Annotated in this window: 16 protein-coding genes and 1 pseudogene; 3 read left to right on the forward strand and 14 right to left on the reverse strand. The window is 47.8% G+C overall.

Annotated features, from left to right (window positions below; translation table 11 throughout):
- Positions 1–119: 119 nt before the first annotated feature.
- The gene (locus tag AC6I2O_RS05645) at positions 120–947 is read right to left on the reverse strand and encodes an SH3 domain-containing protein (protein ID WP_120390919.1); all 828 of its coding nucleotides are present in this window, start codon (positions 945–947) and stop codon (positions 120–122) included.
- Positions 948–1,114: 167 nt separating this feature from the next.
- Here AC6I2O_RS05645 and AC6I2O_RS05650 point away from each other — a divergent pair.
- A pseudogene (locus AC6I2O_RS05650) lies at positions 1,115–1,420 on the forward strand (helix-turn-helix domain-containing protein); the annotation flags it as partial.
- On the opposite strand, the gene nrdD reads toward AC6I2O_RS05650, so the two are convergent.
- The 8 genes from nrdD to AC6I2O_RS05690 form a co-directional block, all read right to left on the reverse strand.
- Entirely contained in the window at positions 1,345–3,477 is a 2,133-nt protein-coding gene (gene nrdD, locus AC6I2O_RS05655; protein WP_120390920.1) for an anaerobic ribonucleoside-triphosphate reductase, read from the reverse strand. The pseudogene AC6I2O_RS05650 and the gene nrdD overlap by 76 nt on opposite strands.
- 344 nt (positions 3,478–3,821) lie before the next feature.
- On the reverse strand, positions 3,822–5,132 hold the full coding sequence (locus AC6I2O_RS05660) for a hypothetical protein (protein WP_497742063.1): 1,311 nt from the start codon (positions 5,130–5,132) through the stop codon (positions 3,822–3,824).
- Between the two features lie 100 nt (positions 5,133–5,232).
- On the reverse strand, positions 5,233–6,663 hold the full coding sequence (gene gatB, locus AC6I2O_RS05665; RefSeq protein WP_120390922.1) for an Asp-tRNA(Asn)/Glu-tRNA(Gln) amidotransferase subunit GatB: 1,431 nt from the start codon (positions 6,661–6,663) through the stop codon (positions 5,233–5,235).
- 1 nt (position 6,664) lies between these two features.
- Positions 6,665–8,167: an Asp-tRNA(Asn)/Glu-tRNA(Gln) amidotransferase subunit GatA gene (gene gatA / locus AC6I2O_RS05670; protein ID WP_120390923.1), complete on the reverse strand. Its 1,503-nt coding sequence runs from the start codon at positions 8,165–8,167 to the stop codon at positions 6,665–6,667.
- A 28-nt stretch (positions 8,168–8,195) separates the two neighbouring features.
- Positions 8,196–8,489 (reverse strand): Asp-tRNA(Asn)/Glu-tRNA(Gln) amidotransferase subunit GatC, encoded by a 294-nt coding sequence (gatC, locus tag AC6I2O_RS05675; protein ID WP_120390924.1) that lies wholly within the window; start codon positions 8,487–8,489, stop codon positions 8,196–8,198.
- Positions 8,490–8,602: 113 nt separating this feature from the next.
- Complete coding sequence (gene aspS / locus AC6I2O_RS05680) at positions 8,603–9,934, reverse strand: aspartate--tRNA(Asn) ligase (RefSeq protein WP_120390925.1); 1,332 nt, start codon at positions 9,932–9,934, stop codon at positions 8,603–8,605.
- A gap of 494 nt (positions 9,935–10,428) precedes the next feature.
- On the reverse strand, positions 10,429–11,205 hold the full coding sequence (locus AC6I2O_RS05685) for an ABC transporter permease subunit (RefSeq protein ID WP_120390926.1): 777 nt from the start codon (positions 11,203–11,205) through the stop codon (positions 10,429–10,431).
- Positions 11,202–12,152: an ABC transporter ATP-binding protein gene (locus AC6I2O_RS05690; RefSeq protein ID WP_120390927.1), complete on the reverse strand. Its 951-nt coding sequence runs from the start codon at positions 12,150–12,152 to the stop codon at positions 11,202–11,204. Before AC6I2O_RS05690 ends, AC6I2O_RS05685 begins: the two co-directional genes overlap by 4 nt.
- Positions 12,153–12,474: 322 nt before the next feature.
- On the opposite strand from AC6I2O_RS05690, the gene asnA reads away from it, so the two are divergent.
- Positions 12,475–13,485 (forward strand): aspartate--ammonia ligase, encoded by a 1,011-nt coding sequence (asnA, locus tag AC6I2O_RS05695; protein WP_120390928.1) that lies wholly within the window; start codon positions 12,475–12,477, stop codon positions 13,483–13,485.
- Between the two features lie 118 nt (positions 13,486–13,603).
- Here the strand turns inward: asnA and AC6I2O_RS05700 are convergent, their stop codons facing one another.
- The 5 genes from AC6I2O_RS05700 to AC6I2O_RS05720 all read right to left on the reverse strand — a co-directional run bounded on the left by AC6I2O_RS05700 (position 13,604) and on the right by AC6I2O_RS05720 (position 20,214).
- Positions 13,604–14,818 carry an LL-diaminopimelate aminotransferase gene (locus tag AC6I2O_RS05700; RefSeq protein ID WP_120390929.1) on the reverse strand — a complete coding sequence of 405 codons (1,215 nt, stop codon included), beginning with the start codon at positions 14,816–14,818 and terminating at the stop codon, positions 13,604–13,606.
- A 12-nt stretch (positions 14,819–14,830) separates the two neighbouring features.
- Positions 14,831–15,682 carry a diaminopimelate epimerase gene (dapF, locus tag AC6I2O_RS05705; protein ID WP_120390930.1) on the reverse strand — a complete coding sequence of 284 codons (852 nt, stop codon included), beginning with the start codon at positions 15,680–15,682 and terminating at the stop codon, positions 14,831–14,833.
- Between the two features lie 78 nt (positions 15,683–15,760).
- On the reverse strand, positions 15,761–16,309 hold the full coding sequence (locus AC6I2O_RS05710; protein ID WP_120390931.1) for an ANTAR domain-containing response regulator: 549 nt from the start codon (positions 16,307–16,309) through the stop codon (positions 15,761–15,763).
- Between the two features lie 59 nt (positions 16,310–16,368).
- Positions 16,369–17,700, reverse strand: a complete 1,332-nt coding sequence (gene glnA / locus AC6I2O_RS05715) for a type I glutamate--ammonia ligase (protein WP_120390932.1) — start codon at positions 17,698–17,700, stop codon at positions 16,369–16,371.
- 204 nt (positions 17,701–17,904) lie between these two features.
- Positions 17,905–20,214: an LTA synthase family protein gene (locus AC6I2O_RS05720; protein ID WP_497742064.1), complete on the reverse strand. Its 2,310-nt coding sequence runs from the start codon at positions 20,212–20,214 to the stop codon at positions 17,905–17,907.
- Between the two features lie 241 nt (positions 20,215–20,455).
- Between AC6I2O_RS05720 and AC6I2O_RS05725 the strand changes: the two genes are divergently transcribed.
- Positions 20,456–20,992 carry a hypothetical protein gene (locus tag AC6I2O_RS05725; protein WP_120390933.1) on the forward strand — a complete coding sequence of 179 codons (537 nt, stop codon included), beginning with the start codon at positions 20,456–20,458 and terminating at the stop codon, positions 20,990–20,992.
- Positions 20,993–21,021 lie beyond the last annotated feature (29 nt).

A 21,021-nucleotide genomic window follows, 5' to 3' on the forward strand; every position in this document is an offset into this window, starting at 1 on the left:
CTTTTCCTGCCAATATAACACAGATCCAGCACATATTTTCTGAATACAAAAAACAAAGACAGCTGCTCCGTCTCCGGCTTCAGCTGCCTCTGAATTTCTGATCGAAATTTTCCTGTGTTTTATTCTGCTGTGAAAAGGTTTCTGTTTACGTATCCAACGGTTCCTTCATATTCAACCTTATACCAGCGGTCCGTATAGCCAATGGCTGTTACATTCGTTCCTGATGCAATCATATTTATGATTTCACCGTTTTGCGTCGGTGCCTGACGCATATTGGCGCCCACGGTCGCCTGAATCGGGAAGGACTCTGCATAAACTTCTACACCGTACTCAGTATCAACTGCTGAAGTACCTGCTGTAGAAGGCGGAACAGAAGTACCGTTGTCTGCCGATGCAGTCGTATTTCCATCGTTGGCAGAGGACGGCGCCGTTCCATTTGCGAGCTGTTCGCGCTCCTCCTCTGTCTTCGGAGCTACTTCTGTATCAGAAACGAACTGCTTGGACACGTAACCATTCTCCTCGTAATCATCCAGATCAACGACATACCAGTTCGGCGTCTCACCGACAAGCCGGAGCGTCTCGCCCTGGTCAAAGCTGTCAAAGATATCTCCGTCTGATCCCGGTGCTGTACGGACATTCACGTCATCTGACGCATATCCGGTACGGAATGTATCAAACTCTGTCTCCTGCGCTTTCTCCTCCTCGACAGTCAGCTCCTTGGGCTGTGTCTGAGGTTCCGTCTCCGTCACCTTCTCCGTAGGCGGCTCCGTCACCTTCTCTGTCGGAGGCTCTGTCACCTTTTCTGTAGGCGGCTCCGTCACTTTTTCGGTCTGGGTCTCAGACTCTGTCTCCGGTTCCTTTTTCAGTTTATCGCAGCCTGTCGCAAGTACCACTACGGAACAGCTCAGCAACAATGCCAATAACCATTTTTTACTTTTATTTTTCATATCATCTGCCCTCCAGTTACTTATATTTTTTACAATTACTCCCGAAATATACTCTTGGAGACATCATAACACGCAAATCCAGAAATTTCAATAGTTATAACAAAATTTTTAAAAGTTTTAAATTTATGTTAACTTTTTCTTTTTAATCAAACAGTGGCTTTCTCGATTACATTCATCTGACACGCATACAAAAAAGAAAGGAGCTGCTTCCTAGCACCCCTTTAAGTATTACGGAAATCGCAGAACTGACAGGCTATGCCAGCTCTGCAACTTTACTGCGCGCCTTCAAGCGGTATGAAGGTGTCACCCCGGGATGGTTACCGGAAACATCACACTTCATAAATGAGAATTACCTTATAAAAAGATCTTATGCCATATACAGAACATCTTTGAACCGCTACATAGACTTGCGCTCTGCAATCTCTGCCATCTTGGCCGCGTTCAGACGTGTATCGCCATGTACACGGCTGTAGGAGAGATACCCGTTCATACGGTCAATCTTGGTCAGATTCTGGGAACCGCACTTTGGACACGTATCCATTTCCAGTTCCTGATGGCCGCAATCATCACAGTATGCCAGGGAAAGATTGACGCCCTCATAGTATCCAAGGCTCATGGCACGCCGGATCAGGCTCTTGACTGCGTCGATATTATAATCAATCGGGTAGCGCACGTACTGGATCTTTCCTCCGTTGCACAGCTCCCAGAAACGTCCCTCCAGATCCTGCTTTTCAATCGGAGTGAGATCTTCTGTCACATGGCAATGGAAGCTGTTGCTCACATACGGCCGGTCTGAAACGTTCTCGATAATACCGAATTTTTTGCGGAACTGTTCTACCTGAAGCCCGCAAAGGCTCTCTGCCGGCGTGCCGTAAATTGCATACAGCCAGCCATCCTGCTCCTTAAATTCATTTACTTTATTATTAATATGCTTCAGAACATCAAGTGCAAACTGACCGTCTTCTGCGATGGATTTTCCGTTATAAAGCTCCTGCAGCTCATTGAGCGCGGTAATACCAAACGAAGAGGTCATGGGCTTTAACAGACGTTTGATCTTATCATGCGGCTGCAAATGACCGCCGTAAAAACCGCCTTCACAGTAAGCAAGCGGGTTTGTGGAAGCACGCATCTCGCCAAGGTATTCGTAGGTACGGATATGCAGCCTGCGGATCATCTCCAGGTATCCATCCAGCACCTCGTAAAAATCCCGGCTTTCTGCGCGTGACTTTGCCAAAATCATCGGAAGATGCAGGCTCACGGCGCCTACATTAAACCGTCCCACAAATACCGGCTCGTCCTTTTCATCCGCCGGATTCATACCGCCCCGCTCATACCACGGGCTTAAAAAGGCACGACAGCCCATCGGACTGATGACTTTGCCGTATTTCTTATACATGCTGGAAATATATCCTTCACCAGTCAGTGACAGCCAGTCCGGATACATGGTCTTTGCAGAACACGCAATGCCTGCCTCAAACACATCCTCACACGCACCGCCCGGGCAGTGCAGGTTCTCATCATAGAGAAATACAATCTTCGGGAAAAGCACCGGCTTTTTGTTGCCCTTTTTGCCCTGCCCACCTTTGTGCACTTCAAGCAGCGAAATTGAGATCATCCGCGCAAATTCATCCGTGCCAAGTCCGAGCGTCACGGTCACAAAAGGATAATCTCCGCGGGAAGAACCGACAGTATTGAGCTTGTACTCAATGCCCTGCCAGCCCTGGTCACAGTCACGGCGCACTTTTTCCTGCGCATACCGCAGCGCCCGCTCCTCCACACCTTCCCAGGAAGGATCTGCATATTCCTTAAATTCTTTCTGATATTTGAGAAAACTCTTCTTTGCATAGGGAGCTAGAATCTTATCTGCCTCTGGTACCGTAAAGCCGCCGTACTGCTGCGCAGCCGTACTCAGAATAATATCGCCCATTACATCGAAAGCTGTATCGAGCGTCTTCGGTTCATTGTACCAGACATTGCCCATCTCGAAGCCGTCCTTCAACACAGAACCCACATCAAACAGACAGCAGTTCATCGTATCCAGACGCGCTGACTGATCATGAATATAAATATATCCGTCCTTGCAGGCCTGCAGCTCATCGCGCGTCATGAAAAATTTGCGGTAAAGCTCCTTGTTCAGCTCATTGAAAATAAGGCTCCTCTTTGTCGCAACTAGCGCGCTGTCTGTATTCGCATTGCTCTTGTCACCGATATACCGGATCGACTGACTCTTGGTATAGACGTCATCCATCATATGAATAAAGTCCAGTTTATAGTTGCGGTAATCACGGTAGCTCTTCGCAACAGCCGGATTTACTGCCTCCAACGCACCTTCTACAATATTGTGCATCTCCTGGATTGTGATACCCTGTTTTCCCAGAGATTCTGCTTTCTCTTTCGCAAAATCACATAAAAAATCCAACTCCTGGTCTGTAAACTTATACAAAATACGCGCTGCGGATTTATTCACCGCCACAATTATTTTCTGAACATTAAACTCCTCGTGCGTTCCATCCTTTTTAATGACATACATCGTATAATTGCTCCTTTTTCTCCAAAACTTGATTGGGTAATTGCGAAACGGTTGGCAAAGGGACGCCCCCTGGAACAATAGAAAAAACGGGGTTCCGGAAAACAAGTCGCCCCTTATTTTTCTATTGTTCCAGGGGGCTGACTTTGTAAAAGAGTTTCGCAACTGACTGCCAAGCTACTTTGTAATTGCAACAGAGTTTTGCAATTTGTCAAAACTATATATAGTATATTATTTTATATTTTATATCATTAAAAACTATATATAGCCCCTCGAGTATACCTTATATTTTAGCGTTTGTAAAGTACCTGTTACAGAATCCGGCTATGTTGTTGTACAAAACCAACTCATCTGGCGCTGTCCAAAATTCCGTTTACAGAGAAAAAGGTACTGAAATTGCCTGGGTAGTTTTCAAGCATATATCCGGTCACAGTTCTTCTCGTCTGTCTCAAATATGTGCTGTTTACTTCCAGATGATCTCCCTCCGGCCACAGGCCGATCAGGTAACAAAAGCCCTGGTGAATGACATATGCGCCCTTCTCAGATGTATAGTCTACTTCTGCCCCGTAGGGGTAAAACAGTATATCACATTCTCCAAGCACACTACCTGCCGTACTCTTCCACTTTGTAATATCATCCCGCAGCTCCTCATACGACATGGCGTTCATATACGCATAATCATAACCTGCACAGGCAAATCTCCAGCCATCCTCTGCCAGTTTCTGTGCAATCTGCCGTACGGTCTGTACATTGCCCTCGTAGTCAATGCTTTTTCCTTCTTCGATCTGGTATCCAAACACCCCTTCTACAGCAGAGACAGAAATAATCCCTCTTGCATCCTGGTAAGAGAAATCCGGATGCTCTGCAATAAACTGCTCTACCACAGGCACCACGTCGTATGCGCCGATCAGATCATGTCCCTCTGCGTCTGTGTACAATGCCCCTACGTTTCCCTCTTTGTCCAGAGCCAGGCGCGTTGCTACCCCGTCCCCGTTTCGGATGGAACTATAATTCAAGTTGTCGATTGACAGGACAAACGGCTTTTTCCCCTGCGGAATCACCGGAAGCTTTTTGCTCATCGTCACGTCCCCTCCGGTTCCCTCCGTCTCTTCGGCAAGACTTTGAATATCGACCAGAATATAACCACTCTCATAGAGCGTTGTCAGAATATTGGTAAATTCCGTCAACGTAATCATATTCTGCTGGTATACCGGCGCATATTCATCCCCGTCAAATGCCCGTGACGGATCTGTCACCAGATTTGTAAAACACAGGTGTACAATATCCCCGTCATACGAATACATGCCGTCAATCTGCTTCTGGTAATCGGCAACTGCCTCTGCTGCACGCTCGTCATCCTGCATCTCTTCCGAGTTTTGCAGCAGGGCAATCGCCTCTTCGTACCGATAGGAAAGCGCCAAAGAGGCCGCCTGTGCAAAAATCTGCTCTTTCTGCTCGTTCAAACTCGCCTCTGACTCCAGGCGCTCCCGTTCTGCTTTCATTTTCGGTGTTTCCACCGGCTCATTATTTTCATATTTATCAAGTGTCCCGATGCATTCCGCAATCTGGTAATTCAGAACACTTCTGGAACAGCCCCCTGCAAATACTGCTGCGGCTGCCATAAAAATGATCGCAAGCTTTCCTCTTTTTCCCCGCATCTGGCTCCCCTCTCTCAATCGCAAAGCTTTTTTTCTATAATAGCAGAGGACAAATAAATGCACAAGACAACTTTTTAGAAAACAGACACATTTCCTGCTTTTACAACAGTTCACGCAGAAGCCGATTTACCATCCCCGGATCTGCCTTTCCTTTCATCTGCTTCATCGTCTGACCCACCAGATAACCAAGTGCTTTTTCTTTTCCTCCTCTGAAATCTGCAACTGACTGCGGATTCTCTGAAAGAACACTTTGTACCACCTCCCGAAGCGCCTTTTCATCCGAGATCGCTGTCAGTTCATGTGTCTTCACATACTGCTCCGGATCTGTATGATGATGAAAAATCTCCGCAAAAACTTCCTTCGCCGCCGTCTGATTGATGATGCCGCTCTCTGTAAGCTCAATCAGCTTTGCCAGATGTGCCGGTGCGATGGTAAGTGTATCTGCTTCCCGGTTTTCTTCCTTTAAAAGACGCAATGCTTCCCCCATGAGCCAGTTAGAGACCTTTTTCGGCTTTTTACAAAGGGCCGCCGTCTCCTCAAATATATCTGCCATACGTTTTGACTCCGTGAGAATCTGAGCATCGTAATCCGGAATATCAAATTCCCTCTGATAGCGTTCCAGTTTCTGCGCACGAAGCTCCGGCTGACGCGCGCGCACAGCTTGCAGCCACTCATCGCTGATTACAATCGGCACCAGATCAGGGTCCGGAAAATAACGGTAATCATGCGCGTCCTCTTTTGAGCGCATTGGATAAGAATATTCCTTATTGTCATCCCAGCGGCGCGTTTCCTGAACCACTTCTTTTCCTTCCTCCAGAAGCTCGATCTGACGCGCCCGTTCTCCTTCGATGGCGCGGGCGATGGCTTTGAAGGAGTTCAGGTTTTTCATCTCTGTTCTTGTGCCAAACTCCTGCGTTCCTACTTCGCGGACTGAAAGATTGACGTCAGCGCGCATTGATCCTTCCTGCAATTTACAGTCAGAAGCGCCCAGGTAACGGATAATCATCCGCAGCTTTTCCAGATACGCAAGCACCTCCGCGGCATCCCGCATATCCGGCTCAGATACGATCTCAATCAGCGGCACGCCGCTTCGGTTGTAATCCACAAGAGAGCAATCCTCCCACTCGTCATGTACGAGCTTTCCGGCGTCCTCCTCCATGTGAATTTCATGAATGCCAATCACCTTTTTACCTGACGCAGTCTCAATCTCAATGCCTCCGTCATGACAGATTGGAAGATACAGCTGTGAAATCTGATAATTCTGCGGATTGTCAGGATAAAAATAATTTTTCCGGTCAAAACGGCAATACTGATTGATCGCACAATTCGTCGCAAGTCCTACTGCCATCGCATACTCCACCACCTGCCGATTCAGAACCGGAAGCGCCCCCGGCATTCCCATGCAAACCGGACACGTATGCGTATTAGGTGCTCCCCCGAACGCAGTTGAACACCCGCAGAAAATTTTTGTCTTTGTCGCCAGCTCTACATGAACCTCAAGGCCGATCACCGTTTCATACTGTCTGTGCATATCAGTCCACCGCCTTTCCTAATTTTTCTGCCCCAGATACGATCTGCACATGCGGCGGCGCCTGCCACCTCCCCCGTGCCTGCTCAAACGTATACGCTGCGCGGATGATTTTTTTCTCCATAAAACAATTGCCGAGCATCTGGACACCGATCGGGAGTCCGTTTTTATCCAGACTGCATGGAACGGATATCCCCGGCAGCCCCGCCAGATTTGCAGAAATCGTATAAATATCGCCAAGATACATTTTCAGCGGGTCGCCAAGAGAGGCCCCCAGTCTCGGCGCCGTCCCTGGTGAGGCTGGCGCCAGAATCACGTCATATTTTTCAAAAGCCGCGTCAAATGCCCTTCGAATCAGAGCTTTGGTGCGCAGCGCTTTGAGATAGTACGCATCGTAATAACCGGAGCTTAAAACGAAAGACCCCAGCATGATACGGCGTTTTACTTCCTCGCCAAATCCTTCAGAGCGGCTCTTTTTATACATACCGTGCAGTCCGTCATACGCAGACGCCCGGTATCCGTATTTCACTCCGTCAAAACGTGCCAAGTTCGAGCTGGCCTCTGCTGACGCAATCACATAATAGGCAGGAATTGCATAATCCACAAGGCTGAGCGGAAATTCCTCCACCACTGCCCCCTTTTGTCTGAGTACATCTGCTACCCGCAGGACCGCCTCCTTTACTTCCTCTTCCAGTCCTTCCCCGAAATAATCAGCTGGAATGCCAATGCGCATACCTTTTACATCGTCGGTCAGGGCTTCTGTAAAATCACAGTCTGCCCGCTTCACAGAGGTACTGTCCTTCGGGTCATGTGCTGCAAGCATCTCAAGAATTGCCGCACAGTCCGAAACATCTTTCGCAATCGGCCCGATCTGGTCCAGAGACGACCCATAGGCAATCAGTCCGTACCGTGACACCGTTCCATACGTTGGCTTCAGCCCAGTCACGCCGCAAAAAGAACTTGGCTGGCGAATCGATCCTCCCGTGTCCGAACCAAGTGCATACGGCGCCTCGCACGCTGCCACCGCGGCACAGGAACCGCCGGATGAACCGCCAGGAACGTGCTCTGTATTCCACGGATTTCTTGTGGGCCCGAACGCTGAGGTTTCAGTCGTACTGCCCATCGCAAACTCATCCATGTTCGTCTTTCCAAGAATTACCGCCCCCTGTTTTTGCATCTGCAACACAGCCTGTGCGCTGTACGGCGGCACGAAATTATATAAAATCTTTGAACTGCACGTGGTTTTTATCCCTTCTGTACAGATATTATCCTTCACCGCAGCCGGAACACCTGCCAGCGGCCCAAGACACGCTCCGCGATCAAGAGCCGCCTGAACCTCATCGGCGCGCTGCAATACGTGCTCCTCCTCTACTGTCACAAAGCTGTTCAGCACTTTGTCCATCTGTGCAATACGCGTCAGAAAAGCCTGTGCCGCTTCCCGTACCGACACTTTCTTCTTTTTTATCTCTCTGCCCAGTTCCAGGGCAGTCAGCTCCATAATCTCCATGTCAGTCTCCTTTCCCGTTTATTTTCCGTTACTCTACCGTTTTGGGTACTTGAAAAGAACCTTCTTTCACTGCCGGCGCATTTTCCAGCAGTCGGGCTCTTTCCTCGCCATTCGTTACAAGATCCTCACGGAACACGTTATTCACCGGAAATACATGGGACAGCGGTTCAACGTCCGCCGTATCCAGTTCATTCAGCTTGTCAATATAATCGAGCATCTTTTCGATATCACTTTTTGCCTGTTCTTTTTCTATATCCGAAAGCTCCAGCTTTGCCAGAATTCCGACGTATGAAATCGTTTCATCACTGATTTTATTTGCCATAATCTACTCCTTCTTCTCTCATAACCTGACATCCATTTTACAGCCACATCTTCTGCATAGTTTCCGAATCAGCGCTTATCGCTCCCTAGCTACACAGAAACAAAACCAGCCTATTATGGCTCCAGACGCGACAGATCACGCGGGAATAATGTTGTTTCCCTGACGTTATCCTCTCCCACCAGTTTCATGGTCAAGCGTTCCAGACCGATTCCAAGCCCACCATGCGGAGGCATTCCACATTTAAACGTATTCAGATAAAATTCCATGCCCTCCTCAGACATCCCACGGGCCGCGATCTTGTCACAAAGCTGTTGATAGTCATGAATGCGCTGCCCTCCGGTCGTGATTTCCAGTCCGTGAAACAGCAGGTCAAAGCTTAAGGTAAATCTCGTATCTTCCGGATCATCCATCGCATAAAACGGCCGTTTTTTGGAGGGATAATGCGTGACGAACACAAAATCTGCGTTGTATTCCTCTTTAAAATACTGACCGATCAGCTGCTCTTCCTCCGGCTCCAGATCATATGGGTTTCGGATCTGACGACTGTATTTTTCAGCAACCAGTTCCTTCGCCCTGTCAAAGCGCACGGTCGGGATTCTTTTCGTATCTGGAAGCCTAATGCCAAGCAGCTCCAGCTCCTTTTTGTACTCTGTCTCCAAAAGTTTCATGGTAAACTGCAAAAATCCCGTTTCCATTTCCATCAGATCCGTAAAACTTCCGATATATCCCATCTCAAAATCCAGACTTGTATATTCGTTCAGATGCCGTTTTGTGTTATGTTTCTCTGCCCGGAATACAGGAGCGGTCTCAAACACGCGATCAAAAACACCTACCATCATCTGTTTGTAAAACTGTGGGCTCTGTGCCAGCACCGCCGGGCGATGAAAGTAATCCAGCTTGAAAATATTGGAACCTCCCTCTGCACCCTTCGCACCAATCTTCGGCGTGTGAATCTCCGTGAACTGCTGGCTGTAAAGATAATCCCGGAATCCTCTTACAATTCCCTCCTGAATACGGAACTTTGCACGTTCCCTCAGATTACGCAGGGAAATGCTGCGATAATCAAGCTTTGCCTCCAGCGACGTATTCAGCTTCCATTTTCCAATCGGCAGAGGCAACGCCGCATACGGAGCAGAGAGAATCCTGCCGCCTGTCACGCGAATTTCAATGCCGTGCGGCGCCCGCTCATCCAACTCCAGACGTCCGGACAACTCCACGGTCTGTGATTCCCGCACCTGCTTTGCGGAAAGCTCCGAAACGCCCTCCTCAAACACGCACTGCAACAGCCCGCCGCGTTTGCGCAGCACGACAAATACAACGTCTCCCATCGCGCGGATTGCGTGGACAAAGCCATTCACCTTTACCTTGCTTCCGGCTAATTCCGGTCTCACAAGCATATCGAGTTCCATCGTTTCTTTTGGTGTAATTCCTGTTAAAAATTCCATTTTGGTCTCCTTTCGGTTCCGGGATTTTACATGTTTACGAACATACGTTGTATTTTCACCTACTTTGCGTCTTTGTGAAAATAAAAAATCCAGATGAAATCAGATCCTGTATGATTTCATCTGGATGCTTTCCAAGCTAATTTGTCCGATCTAAACATAAAAATCCCGGAACATCATACTATGATATTCCGGGACGGATAATCTTTACCCGCGGTACCACCCGCATTGCAGACACCTTTGTCTGCCTCTTTTTTAACACTTAACGCGTGCAACGTACTGTCCTACTGATCTTTCGATCTCATTCAGACAGTCGGCTCCAGAGTGTTCCCTATTGTCTCCTTCCTCCCATCAGCACTCTCAGTCGGTGATGCCGAATTCCTGTCAGATTTCAGAAACAGAGTCTCCTTCACTGCTTTTTAATGTTGTTATCCTAGCACACTTTTCTGTGTATGGCAAGCAGTAATTTTTGTTTCTTTTCACAAAATTTTTATCTTTTACTTTAATAACCGCTCATAATGAAAGCGTTTCACTGCCCGCCCAAGCAGAACCCAGGCCAGCACCACACTGACTACCCCGATCCCGAGAAGAATCCTTGCATTCACAAGCATCATCCCGGTAAACTGTCCGACAATCAGCAGGACAATCGGCAGAACCAGAAATACAGCGCTTTGCTGTGATTCCTCCACGGTCTGCGCTTTTGCAGAGCCGCGCACAATCAGCGTCACTGCAATCAGGGAAATCGCCGGCCCTACCAGAAACAAAATAAGCACCCAGCTGACACTTGGCAGCAGCATACTGCCGGTCAGATATACAAGTTCTATTTCCAGCACTACGGCCATAGCCAAAAAGGAAATAAACGATACCAGTATACTCAGACTAAAAGATGCAAGTACTTTTGCAATAAATATCTGACGCAGGGTCAGTGGACAGTAAAGCAGCGTTTCCAGTGTCCGTTTTTCTTTCTCTCCGACAAAAGAGGTGGCAGCCGTGATAGAAGACGTCATAACTGGAATCACAAGAAAAAATATCGGCATAATGTAATTCAGAAACAGACCATAGAGCGCCTGCTCCATGTCCGTCACCACAGGCAACAACTTCAAAAGCTGATTCAGATCTGTCTCCCCCGGCGCAAAATGAATTCCAAAAATAAAAATCGTAGGAACCACAAGCGTCAGGACGAGCGGAACAATCAACATCGTTATGAAAAGCCTTTTATTCTCAATCACTCCATAAAAATCTTTTTTCATAATTGCCATCATCCCCCGATTCATGCAGATACCTCCCTTCCCTTTTCTGTCAATGCAAAATAAATATCCTCAAGACTCTTTGTTTTCACAGCCACCTGGTAAAGATTGCTTCCCCCTTCAACAAGGGCGCGTACCAACTTCGGAATTTCTTCTTCCTGGCCAATCGAAAATTCAAATTGATCCGGCCCTGTTTTCAAGCAATCAAATCCCCAAACGGTATTTCTCTTTTCTGTCTGTGAAATCTCACCGGAAATATTGGTCCCCCGCACGCACACGGTAAGTCCGGAAAACACCTGCCTTCTCAGCGTTTCCAGCGTCCCGTCCGCCAACAAGCGGCCATGTTCGAGAAGTCCAAACCGGCTGCAGATTCCTTCTGCATAGCGCAGCTGATGCGTACACAGAAAAACCGTAATCCCTTCGTCCCGCGCCAGAGACTGAATCATCCTGTTTACATTCTGCGCACTTTCCGGATCCAGGCCTGAGGTCGGCTCATCCAAAAACAAAATTCCGGGCCGGTGTATCAGCGCCCTTGCCAGAGAAAGCCTCTGTCTCATTCCTGTTGAATACGCGGATAATTTCCGATCTCCTGCCTCTGAAAGTTCCAGCTCTTCTAATAACTTTCTCGCACGTTTTTTATAATCATCTCTCGACATACCGAACGCTTCCCCGTAAAAAAACAGGTTCTGCAATCCCGTAAGATTACCATACATCTGCGCATGCTCCGTCACAACACCGCAGCTTGCATGTACCTTCTCCGGCTCCGATACCGGATTTCTGCCCAAAACTCTGCACTCCCCGCCCGAGGGCGCAAGCGTACCAGTCAGCATTTTGATCGTAGTCGTTTTTCCCGCTCCGTTCGGTCCCAAAAATCCAAACACCTCTCCCTTCTGCAAAGAAAGGTTCAAATCCTCCACTGCCTTCTTCCCTCCAGGATAAACTTTTGAAAGCTTTTCGATTGTCACTGCCTGCATCCTGTACCTCCTGCTTCCCCATTTTTGCTCGTTAGCATATCGCTGCTTGCGCAGCCTGGCCCTTCGCTTACGCGAATGGCCCGAAGTTCCTTCGGAACTTCTGATATGCTACATTATACACATTATCTACTGGAACTCAAGGGAATGGTCGTCTACTTTTCAAGCTTAAAGTCAACCGGAGGGAAACCTGTGCAGATCATGCCTTTAAGATTACGCATCCCGATTCGGACGCTCTTTCAAATATTTTTTAATTTTCGGTTGTATCTTCTCCCGGTTCTGCTATAATCAGGATGACAAAGAAAATATTTACCGGAGGAACACAATGGATCATTTAATTATTCCGAAAGGGTATGTTTCAGCCCTTTCTTTATACGACACACAGATAGCGATCAAAACGGTAAAAGACTTTTTTCAGCAGACGCTTGCCTCTCAGCTCAATCTGCTCCGTGTCTCTTCCCCGCTTTTCGTTGACCCGCTTTCTGGTCTGAACGACAATCTGAACGGAGTAGAACGCCCGGTTAAATTTGGCATCAAAGAACAAAATGAAGCGGAAGCCGAAATCGTACATTCTCTGGCCAAGTGGAAACGATATGCACTCAAAGAGTATGGTTTTGTACACGGCGAAGGGCTTTATACAGATATGAATGCCATCCGCCGAGATGAAGAGACAGACAATATTCATTCCATCTATGTAGATCAGTGGGACTGGGAAAAGGTGCTCAATAAAAATGAACGAAATCTTGATACCTTAAAAAAGGTGGTACGATCTGTTTACAAGGCATTGAAAAAAACAGAAGTTTACATGTCGATTCAGTATGATTACATAGGCGAAATTCTGCCAAAGGACATTTTCTTCATTACCTCGCAGGAACTCGAAGACCTGTATCCTCAGGCCACCCCGAAGGAACGTGAATATGCGATCACAAAAGAAAAAGGGGCTGTCTGTGTTATGCAGATCGGTGGAGTCCTTGCCTCTGGTCAGAGACATGATGGTCGTGCACCGGACTACGATGACTGGGAACTCAATGCCGATATTCTTGTTTATTATCCGGTACTTGACATTGCGCTTGAACTCTCTTCTATGGGTATCCGCGTTGATGAGGACTCGCTTCTTCGTCAGTTAAAGCTTGCCGGATGCGAAGAACGCGCCGAGCTCCCGTTCCAAAAAGCAATTCTCGAAAAGGAACTGCCCTACACGATTGGCGGCGGTATCGGTCAGTCACGCATCTGTATGTTTTATCTGCGCAAAGCGCACATTGGCGAGGTGCAGTGTTCCCTGTGGCCGGGAGACATCCACAAGGAAGCAGCGCAGCACGGTATTACGCTGCTGTAACGCTACATAAAAGAGTCTGATACAGAACACCTGATAATTGTAAAAAGAAAGTCCCGCACGCTGCTTCAGCCAATGCGGGACTTTTCCTGTTTTATCCGATTCCTGTTGTCTCATGTCTTTACATATGTTTGATGCGTTCCACTGCCGCCACGGTGCTTTCCCGTGTGCCAAAAGCAGTCAGACGCAGGTAGCCTTCTCCGCTCGGTCCGAACCCTGAGCCCGGTGTTCCCACTACGTTTGCACGTTCCAGCAGATAATCGAAAAATTCCCAGGAAGTCATATTGTGTGGGGTCTTAAGCCAGATATATGGAGCATTGACGCCGCCGGACACCTCATAACCGGCGCCTTCCAGCCCGTCTTTGATAATTCTTGCATTTTCCATATAATAGTTCACCTGCGCTGCAAGCTGTATCTTTCCTTCTGCAGAATAAACAGCCTCCCCTGCCTTCTGCACAATATAGGGCGCTCCATTGTATTTCGTTCCGTGCCTCCTCGCCCAAAGAGAATGAAGCGTCACACCTTTACACTTCAATTCTTTCGGAATTACCGTAAACCCAAGTCGTACACCCGTAAATCCCGCGTTTTTTGAGAATGAGCGAAGCTCCATCGCACACGTACGCGCACCTTCGCATGCAAAGATGGTATGCGGTACATCTGCTTCTGAAATATATGCTTCATAAGCAGCGTCATAGATTATCACAGCCCCTGTCCGGTTCGCATAATCCACCCATTCCTGCAGTTGCGCTTTCGTGATGGTCGCTCCTGTCGGATTATTTGGAAAGCACAGATATATGATATCCGGCGTCTCCTGTGGAAGCTCCGGCGCAAAATTGTTGCCTGCATGGCATGGCATATAAATCACATCGCTCCAGGTTCCATGCGTTACATCATACGTGCCTGTCCTTCCCGCCATAACGTTCGTATCAATGTACACCGGATAGACCGGATCACACACAGCAATCTTGTTATCCACGCTAAAAATCTCCTGGATATTTCCCGAATCGCATTTAGCTCCGTCTGACACAAAAATTTCATCCGGCGCAATGTGGCAGCCAAGCGCCTGGTAATCATTTTGGGCAATGGCATTTCTTAAAAATTCATATCCTAAATCCGGCGCGTATCCTCTGAACGTCTCCGGATTCCCCATCTCATCGACTGCACGGTGCAGCGCCTCTACGATCGCCGGAGCGAGCGGCTGGGTCACATCGCCGATGCTGAGGCGAATCACGGGCTTGTCCGGATTTGCGGCCTCAAATGCACGCTGTTTTTTCGCAACCGTTGAAAACAGGTAGCTTCCAGGAAGTTTTAAATAATTATCATTTACTTTAAACATACGTTTTCTCCTCTACAGAAATAGCTCGCCATCAAACACAACCGTCGCCGGTCCTGTCATAAACACAGTATCATTCTCCCGATCCCAGAAGATCTGCAAATCGCCGCCGCGCAGTTTCACTGTAACCTGTTCGTCTGTCCATCCGTTTAAGATGCAGGCTACGGCCACCGCACAGGCGCCAGTCCCACACGCCCAGGTCTCCCCGGAACCGCGTTCCCATACACGCATCTGTACTGTCTGTCTGTCCAGGACCCGGATAAACTCTGTATTTACACGATCCGGAAACGCTTCATGCCGCTCAAAATAAGGCCCGATCTCTTCGATCGCCAATCCGTCCACATCCTCTGTGCAAACAATACAATGCGGATTCCCCATAGACACACAGGTCACTGTATAACTGTTTCCTTTTACACAAAGCGTCCTGCCAATCACACCTGTGGCCTTCTCCGCTTCGAACTTCGATACATCAACCGGAATTTTTTCCGCCTCCAGCACCGGAGCTCCCATATCTACACGTACAAGCGCCACCTTCCCGTTTTCTACTGTTAAATCCAGATATTTGACGCCGCTTCCAGTTGCTACGCTAATCTTCGTCTGATCGGTCAGACCATAATCATACACATATTTAGCCACGCAGCGAATCCCGTTCCCACACATCGCTCCGCGGCTGCCATCCGCATTGTACATCTCCATCTCAAAATCCGCACAATCCGAAGGCTTGATCAGAATGAGTCCGTCCGAACCAACTCCGAAATGCCGATCGCTGACCAGGCGGGCCAGCTCCTCCGGCTGTTCCACATGCTCCTGAAAGCAGTTCACATACACATAATCATTTCCTATTCCATGCATCTTCGTAAATTTCATCTCATTTCCTCTTTCTTTCCTTTTTACAGATGTCCTGTCCCTGTAACCCTGGACACATTCGTTTGATCTATATGTTTTCTAAATTCTCATCAGCATAAATATCATTTCCGCTGTCTCTACAAGACTTGTCCCGTTGTCCATACTTGTTTTCTGAAGATAGCGGTGCGCCTCTTCTTCTGTCATATGGTTTCGTTCCATCAAAAGAGCCTTTGCTTCCGTAATCAGCTTCTTTTCTTTCTCATCCCGCTGTGTCGGCATCATCCGTCGCTTCTTTTTGCGCCATTCCAGATGCCCTGCCACCATTTCCAAAGAATTAACCAGCTCATGCACACGCAGCGGCATTGTCACAGAAACGACGCCCTCCTGCACACCTTCCTGTGTCAGCCGCGCAGACGCTACAAGTAACATCTCAAAATGAGGGGGCAGATTCCCATACAGCTCATCGTACAACATATCCGGAAACCTGTACCCGCAGACAACAACGCCAAGGCCAAGCCGGTCCGCCGCTTCCAGCGCCTGCGCGCCTGTCACACACACTGCCTTCACTTCATACCCGTTGCGCATCAGCAGGCTCCGAATCGCTTTCGCATCTTCAATTTTCGGAAAAACCACTACCACATTTACCATACCGGCCCCCCTGTTCCGTCTGCATTAAAATTGACTGCGCGGATCTCCCGGGCCGTTCGTCAAATCCTGGACAGATAATGCTCAAGTTCCCAGCTGCTTACGCTGGCACGGTAATCGTCCCATTCTCTTTTCTTTGCTTCCAGAAAGCCTTTTGCCGCATGTTCTCCCAGCACTTCGCAGATATAATTATCAGATTCAAGCGCAGTGATTGCTTCTCTTAGGCTACCCGGAAGGCATGCAATGCCTTTTGCCATCCGCTCTTCCTCAGACATTGCAAAGATGTTCTCATCCACACGGTCCGGCGGTGAAATCTGATTCCGAATGCCATCCAGCCCGGCAGCGATACAAACAGCCAACGCCAGATATGGATTCGCTGCGGAATCCGGGCTGCGCAGCTCCACCCGCTGCCCCGCGTCGCTCGCAGAGGGAATACGAATCAAAGGACTGCGGTTCGTCGCCGACCACGCAATATAAACCGGGGCTTCATAGCCCGGCACCAGACGTTTATAGGAATTCACAAGCGGATTTGTCACTGCCGTAATTGCCCGGATATGCTTCATAATCCCCCCGATAAACCAATAACCCTCCTGGCTGAAATGAATCGGACTTTTCTCATCATGGAACAGATTGAAGCCGTCTTTTTCCACGGATAAATTAATATGCATACCAGAACCATTCACACCACTCTTCGGTTTCGGCATAAAAGACGCATGCAACCCGTGTCTTTTCGCAATCGTCTTGACTGCAAGACGAGCTGTCATAATGCCGTCTGCCGTCCGCATCGCTTCATCATAACGGAAATCAATCTCATGCTGTGCCGGAGCGTTCTCATGATGAGACGCCTCAACCACATACCCCATCTCCTCCAGCGTCAATATCATATCTCTGCGCGCATTTTCCCCGAGATCGAGCGGAGCAATATCAAAATATCCGGCGCTCTCATGCGTCAGAGTCGTCGGTCTACCCTCATCATCGGTATGGAAAAGGAAAAACTCACATTCCGGGCCAGCCAACAGGCGGTATCCCATCTCTTCTGCCCCGGCGAGAACCCGCTTCAAAATAAAACGCGGGTCTCCGGCAAACGGCGCTCCGTCTGCATCATATACATCACAGATGAAACGCGCTACCTTTCCATGCTGCGGCCTCCACGGAAAAATACAGAATGTGTCCAGATCCGGATACAGATACAAATCGGACTTTTCAACTCCGACAAACCCTTCAATCGAAGCCCCGTCAAAAGAAATTTTATGATCCAATACCCGCTCCAGCTGACTTGTCGTCACCGCGATATTTTTGAGCGTTCCAAATAAATCCGTGAACTGAAGGCGGATAAATTCCACATCCTCTTCCTCAATCAATCTGTATATGTCTTCCCTTGTATATCTGCTCATTTCATGCTCTCCTTCTTTGAAAATCATTGAATAATCACAGGTCTGCGCATAAAAAAGGGCATTCTTCCCCTTCGGTCAGAACCCCCTTGTTCTTCGTTTTCTGGATCATCCACGCATAAAATCTTTTTATTTTATGAACCGTTCCAGCTTATCTTATTAGCATGATAACAGCCGCTCTTTTTTTTGTCAACCATTATCCGCAAGTTATTCTTCCGTCTGTGTTTCACTCTCCTCTTCTATCTCCGCCGGCAGCACTCTCGTATAATAATACGTATTCGAACTCCGGAAAATGGTATCGGAAGACCCCATCTGGTTCACCACAAGCTTATGATACCCTTCCGGCAGACTTTCTTTGTCAATCCGCAGGAGCTTTGACGAAATATAGCCGGTGCTCACTTTACTGTCATCCACAAAAGCCTTGCTCCATTTCGTAAAATTCTCTCCGCTGATGTAGAAATATTCCTCCGTCTCCCTCACACTTTTCACAACAACATCCTGCGTTCCCATCACAAGATCGGAAGCCGGATACGGATTGCCGCCGTCATAAACGTAATGCTCACCGTAGAGAATATCATACTGTAAAAGTTCCATGTCCCTCTGATATTCTTCTTTGTCTGCATACTGATCCCGGTTCTGATGCAACGTAAACATCGTGCCGTTTTCGATGCCAAGCCGTTTCATAATATCCGCCAGAAGCTGATAGGATGTAATGTCCGCATCCTGCTTCTCAAGACCAAAATTGTCCCACGTAATGTACTGCGTTTTGAACAGGCTTCCGGTCTTCATATCTTCTTCCGTGAGCCCCATAGTCGGCAGATGATCTCCAAACATTACCACGATCGTTTTCTCGTCCCGCTTTTCCAGCATCGCAATCAGATCTCCGATAAACTCATCCACCTCATGAAGCTGGTTCACATAATACTCCCACGCATAGCTCCAGCCCTCATCCTCCAGACCTGTCACCACGATGTCCGGATTCTCCAGCACCTGCTCATGCGGGTAATCCCCGTGTGCCTCCACTGTAATCGTATAGACAAAATCCGGCTGATCCGGCGTATAGTCCAGAGACTTTTCCACTTCACCCACAAGGATATCATCCGTTGGCCAGGTGCCAAGCGGCGTATAATCGCGGATATCCATCATTTCCTTGCTCGTAAAAGTATCAAAGCCCATCATGGAAAACGCATTCCTTCGGCTGTAAAAATTACCGCCGTTGTTGTGTACCACATGTGCGCCATAGCCGATTGTCTTCAGATCCGAAGCGATACTCTCGCAGTTCGTCTTTTTCAGAATCGTTTTATATGGATACTCTCCCAGTCCGAAAAACTGCATCCCCATCCCTGTAAGAATTTCAAACTCTGTGTTTGCCGTCCCTGCGCCCACAACCGGAACATCCAGATAGCCGGAAGAATAATTCTCATACAGCGCACGGAAATTCGGAATCGGGTCCTCGCTCATTTCAAGAAAACGAATGAGCTGCGGATCAACAAAAGATTCCAGAAGAACACAGATAATATTCGGATATTCAAAATCCGCTCCTGCTGATTCTTCTGGAATCTCTTTGCTCTTGCTTTGTGCAGTTCGTATCTTCGAAGAATCCTCCTGCTGATCTCCGGTTCCCGGAGAGGTTGTCTTAATGCTATCCTGCTTCTGTAAGGATGCCGCCGCACCTGCTTCCTCAACTGCACTGTTCCTTTTTTCCTGCTCCTTTGAAGACACCGGCAGGCTCTCGTTTGTATTGTCTGCCTCCAGCGTTCCGCTGCCCTGCATCTTACTGAGTATCGCAGACACGGACTCTTCAGAATAATCTTTCGGAGCACTCATTCCGCGGTCCAGCACACTTGCGGAAAAGCTGTACACAAAACCATAATCTTTATAGCCCTGCGCCAGGTTTTCAAAATAAGACGTCAGAATATTATTGCTGACAGCTGCATTCGTCACATTCGGAAGCATCAGTATCACGCCAAAAATCATTGCCACACTGGCAAGTCTGTGCGGATGTCCCGTAAACTTTGGTCCCTTAATCCAGAGAATGACCAGAAAAATCATGAAAACCGTAACTGCTGCAATCACTACCGCAGCCTCAAAAGCGGTAAAGTAATTGCTCTGCATCGTAAACAGGTCTCCCACCATCTTCAGATCTGTAAAGCTGAACGGAGACACCCTTTTGGCTAGAATACAGCCATTGATCGTTCCCAGAAATACCCAGAATGCACAGATGGTCGTACGCAAAACTGCTCTTCTTCTTACTATGTACACCAGCGTCAGCGACGAAAATACAATCAGCGAATTATACAGGAACACAAGATTCCGGTCTACCACAAAATAACACGCTTCCACAAAAGAATGTCTCGAAATCCACTCGATCAAAAAGCAGACGCTGCAAGCCAGCAATGCGTGGAAAATCAGTGAATATTTGTTCAGCACCGCAATCAATTTTTGCAGTCTTACATTTTCTGAACGTTCTCTTTTTTTCTTCATTGGATTTATCTTTCTCGTCTGAGTCTGTTTCATATTACTCTCCTGTTTCTTTTTAACCTTAAAAGCAACTTTAAAAATCCTTTTGAAAGATTAATCTAATTCCCTGGAAAAGTCAACTCTGTTCAAAAAAAATTAAGGTTTATTTCACAGAACTTTCCATTTTTCCACGCCTTCTCCGCTGAACTTTTCTGAAAAGTAACCGAAATACCCCTGGATTCTTTTTTCATAATATGATAATTTATAAATAGATAGAAGAGAAAAGGAATATTGCTGTATGAAAAGATTACTATATATGATTCTATTTTCGCTGCTGCTTTTGACAGGATGCGAAAAACAAACAACCGATTATGCACCGGCTGCCCTTTTTCAGATGAACGGTGAAACAACTGCGGCCGGCATTGCTCCCGGCGACGGAAAGGATGCTTTTATCAAGGCATATCAGGACTACACCATCCAGGTGGCCTACAGTGACCCGGAATCCCAGTATCTTGTTATGTCCATCAAGGAAATTCCATACCAGGATTCCATATCCACGATGATTGCCAACTTTTTTATAAACGGAAAACCAGTATCTGAAGAGACGCTCTGCGAGGACAACAAGATACCACCTTCCGACCTCCACACGCTGCTGAGCTCCCCGGAATATCTCCGGAAACATGAAGTAATTTACCGCTATCTGCGTTTCAGCTGGGAAAACGGCACCATTGACAAGATCGAATCCGAAGAACTGAATTACAACGAAACCTTTGAGACCCCCTGTATGGAAACACAGGGGGCCTCTCTTTTGGTTGCACATAGATTCCACATCTGACACATGAAACTTCTGTCATTCTCTTTCTT

It is taken from the genome of Blautia sp. St.27G3, assembly GCF_059728505.1.

Excerpts from the sequence above, each read along its gene's own strand:
- nrdD (WP_120390920.1), bottom strand. The coding sequence starts at position 3,477 with ATGTATGTCATTAAAAAGGATGGAACGCACGAGGAGTTTAATGTTCAG.
- aspS (WP_120390925.1), bottom strand. The coding sequence starts at position 9,934 with ATGGAATTTTTAACAGGAATTACACCAAAAGAAACGATGGAACTCGAT.
- gatB (WP_120390922.1), bottom strand. The coding sequence starts at position 6,663 with ATGCACAGACAGTATGAAACGGTGATCGGCCTTGAGGTTCATGTAGAG.
- gatA (WP_120390923.1), bottom strand. The coding sequence starts at position 8,167 with ATGGAGATTATGGAGCTGACTGCCCTGGAACTGGGCAGAGAGATAAAA.
- AC6I2O_RS05720 (WP_497742064.1), bottom strand. The coding sequence starts at position 20,214 with ATGAAACAGACTCAGACGAGAAAGATAAATCCAATGAAGAAAAAAAGA.
- AC6I2O_RS05700 (WP_120390929.1), bottom strand. The coding sequence starts at position 14,818 with ATGTTTAAAGTAAATGATAATTATTTAAAACTTCCTGGAAGCTACCTG.
- glnA (WP_120390932.1), bottom strand. The coding sequence starts at position 17,700 with ATGAGCAGATATACAAGGGAAGACATATACAGATTGATTGAGGAAGAG.
- AC6I2O_RS05725 (WP_120390933.1), top strand. The coding sequence starts at position 20,456 with ATGAAAAGATTACTATATATGATTCTATTTTCGCTGCTGCTTTTGACA.
- dapF (WP_120390930.1), bottom strand. The coding sequence starts at position 15,682 with ATGAAATTTACGAAGATGCATGGAATAGGAAATGATTATGTGTATGTG.
- AC6I2O_RS05645 (WP_120390919.1), bottom strand. The coding sequence starts at position 947 with ATGAAAAATAAAAGTAAAAAATGGTTATTGGCATTGTTGCTGAGCTGT.
- AC6I2O_RS05660 (WP_497742063.1), bottom strand. The coding sequence starts at position 5,132 with ATGCGGGGAAAAAGAGGAAAGCTTGCGATCATTTTTATGGCAGCCGCA.
- gatC (WP_120390924.1), bottom strand. The coding sequence starts at position 8,489 with ATGGCAAATAAAATCAGTGATGAAACGATTTCATACGTCGGAATTCTG.
- AC6I2O_RS05685 (WP_120390926.1), bottom strand. The coding sequence starts at position 11,205 with ATGAATCGGGGGATGATGGCAATTATGAAAAAAGATTTTTATGGAGTG.
- AC6I2O_RS05690 (WP_120390927.1), bottom strand. The coding sequence starts at position 12,152 with ATGCAGGCAGTGACAATCGAAAAGCTTTCAAAAGTTTATCCTGGAGGG.
- asnA (WP_120390928.1), top strand. The coding sequence starts at position 12,475 with ATGGATCATTTAATTATTCCGAAAGGGTATGTTTCAGCCCTTTCTTTA.
- AC6I2O_RS05710 (WP_120390931.1), bottom strand. The coding sequence starts at position 16,309 with ATGGTAAATGTGGTAGTGGTTTTTCCGAAAATTGAAGATGCGAAAGCG.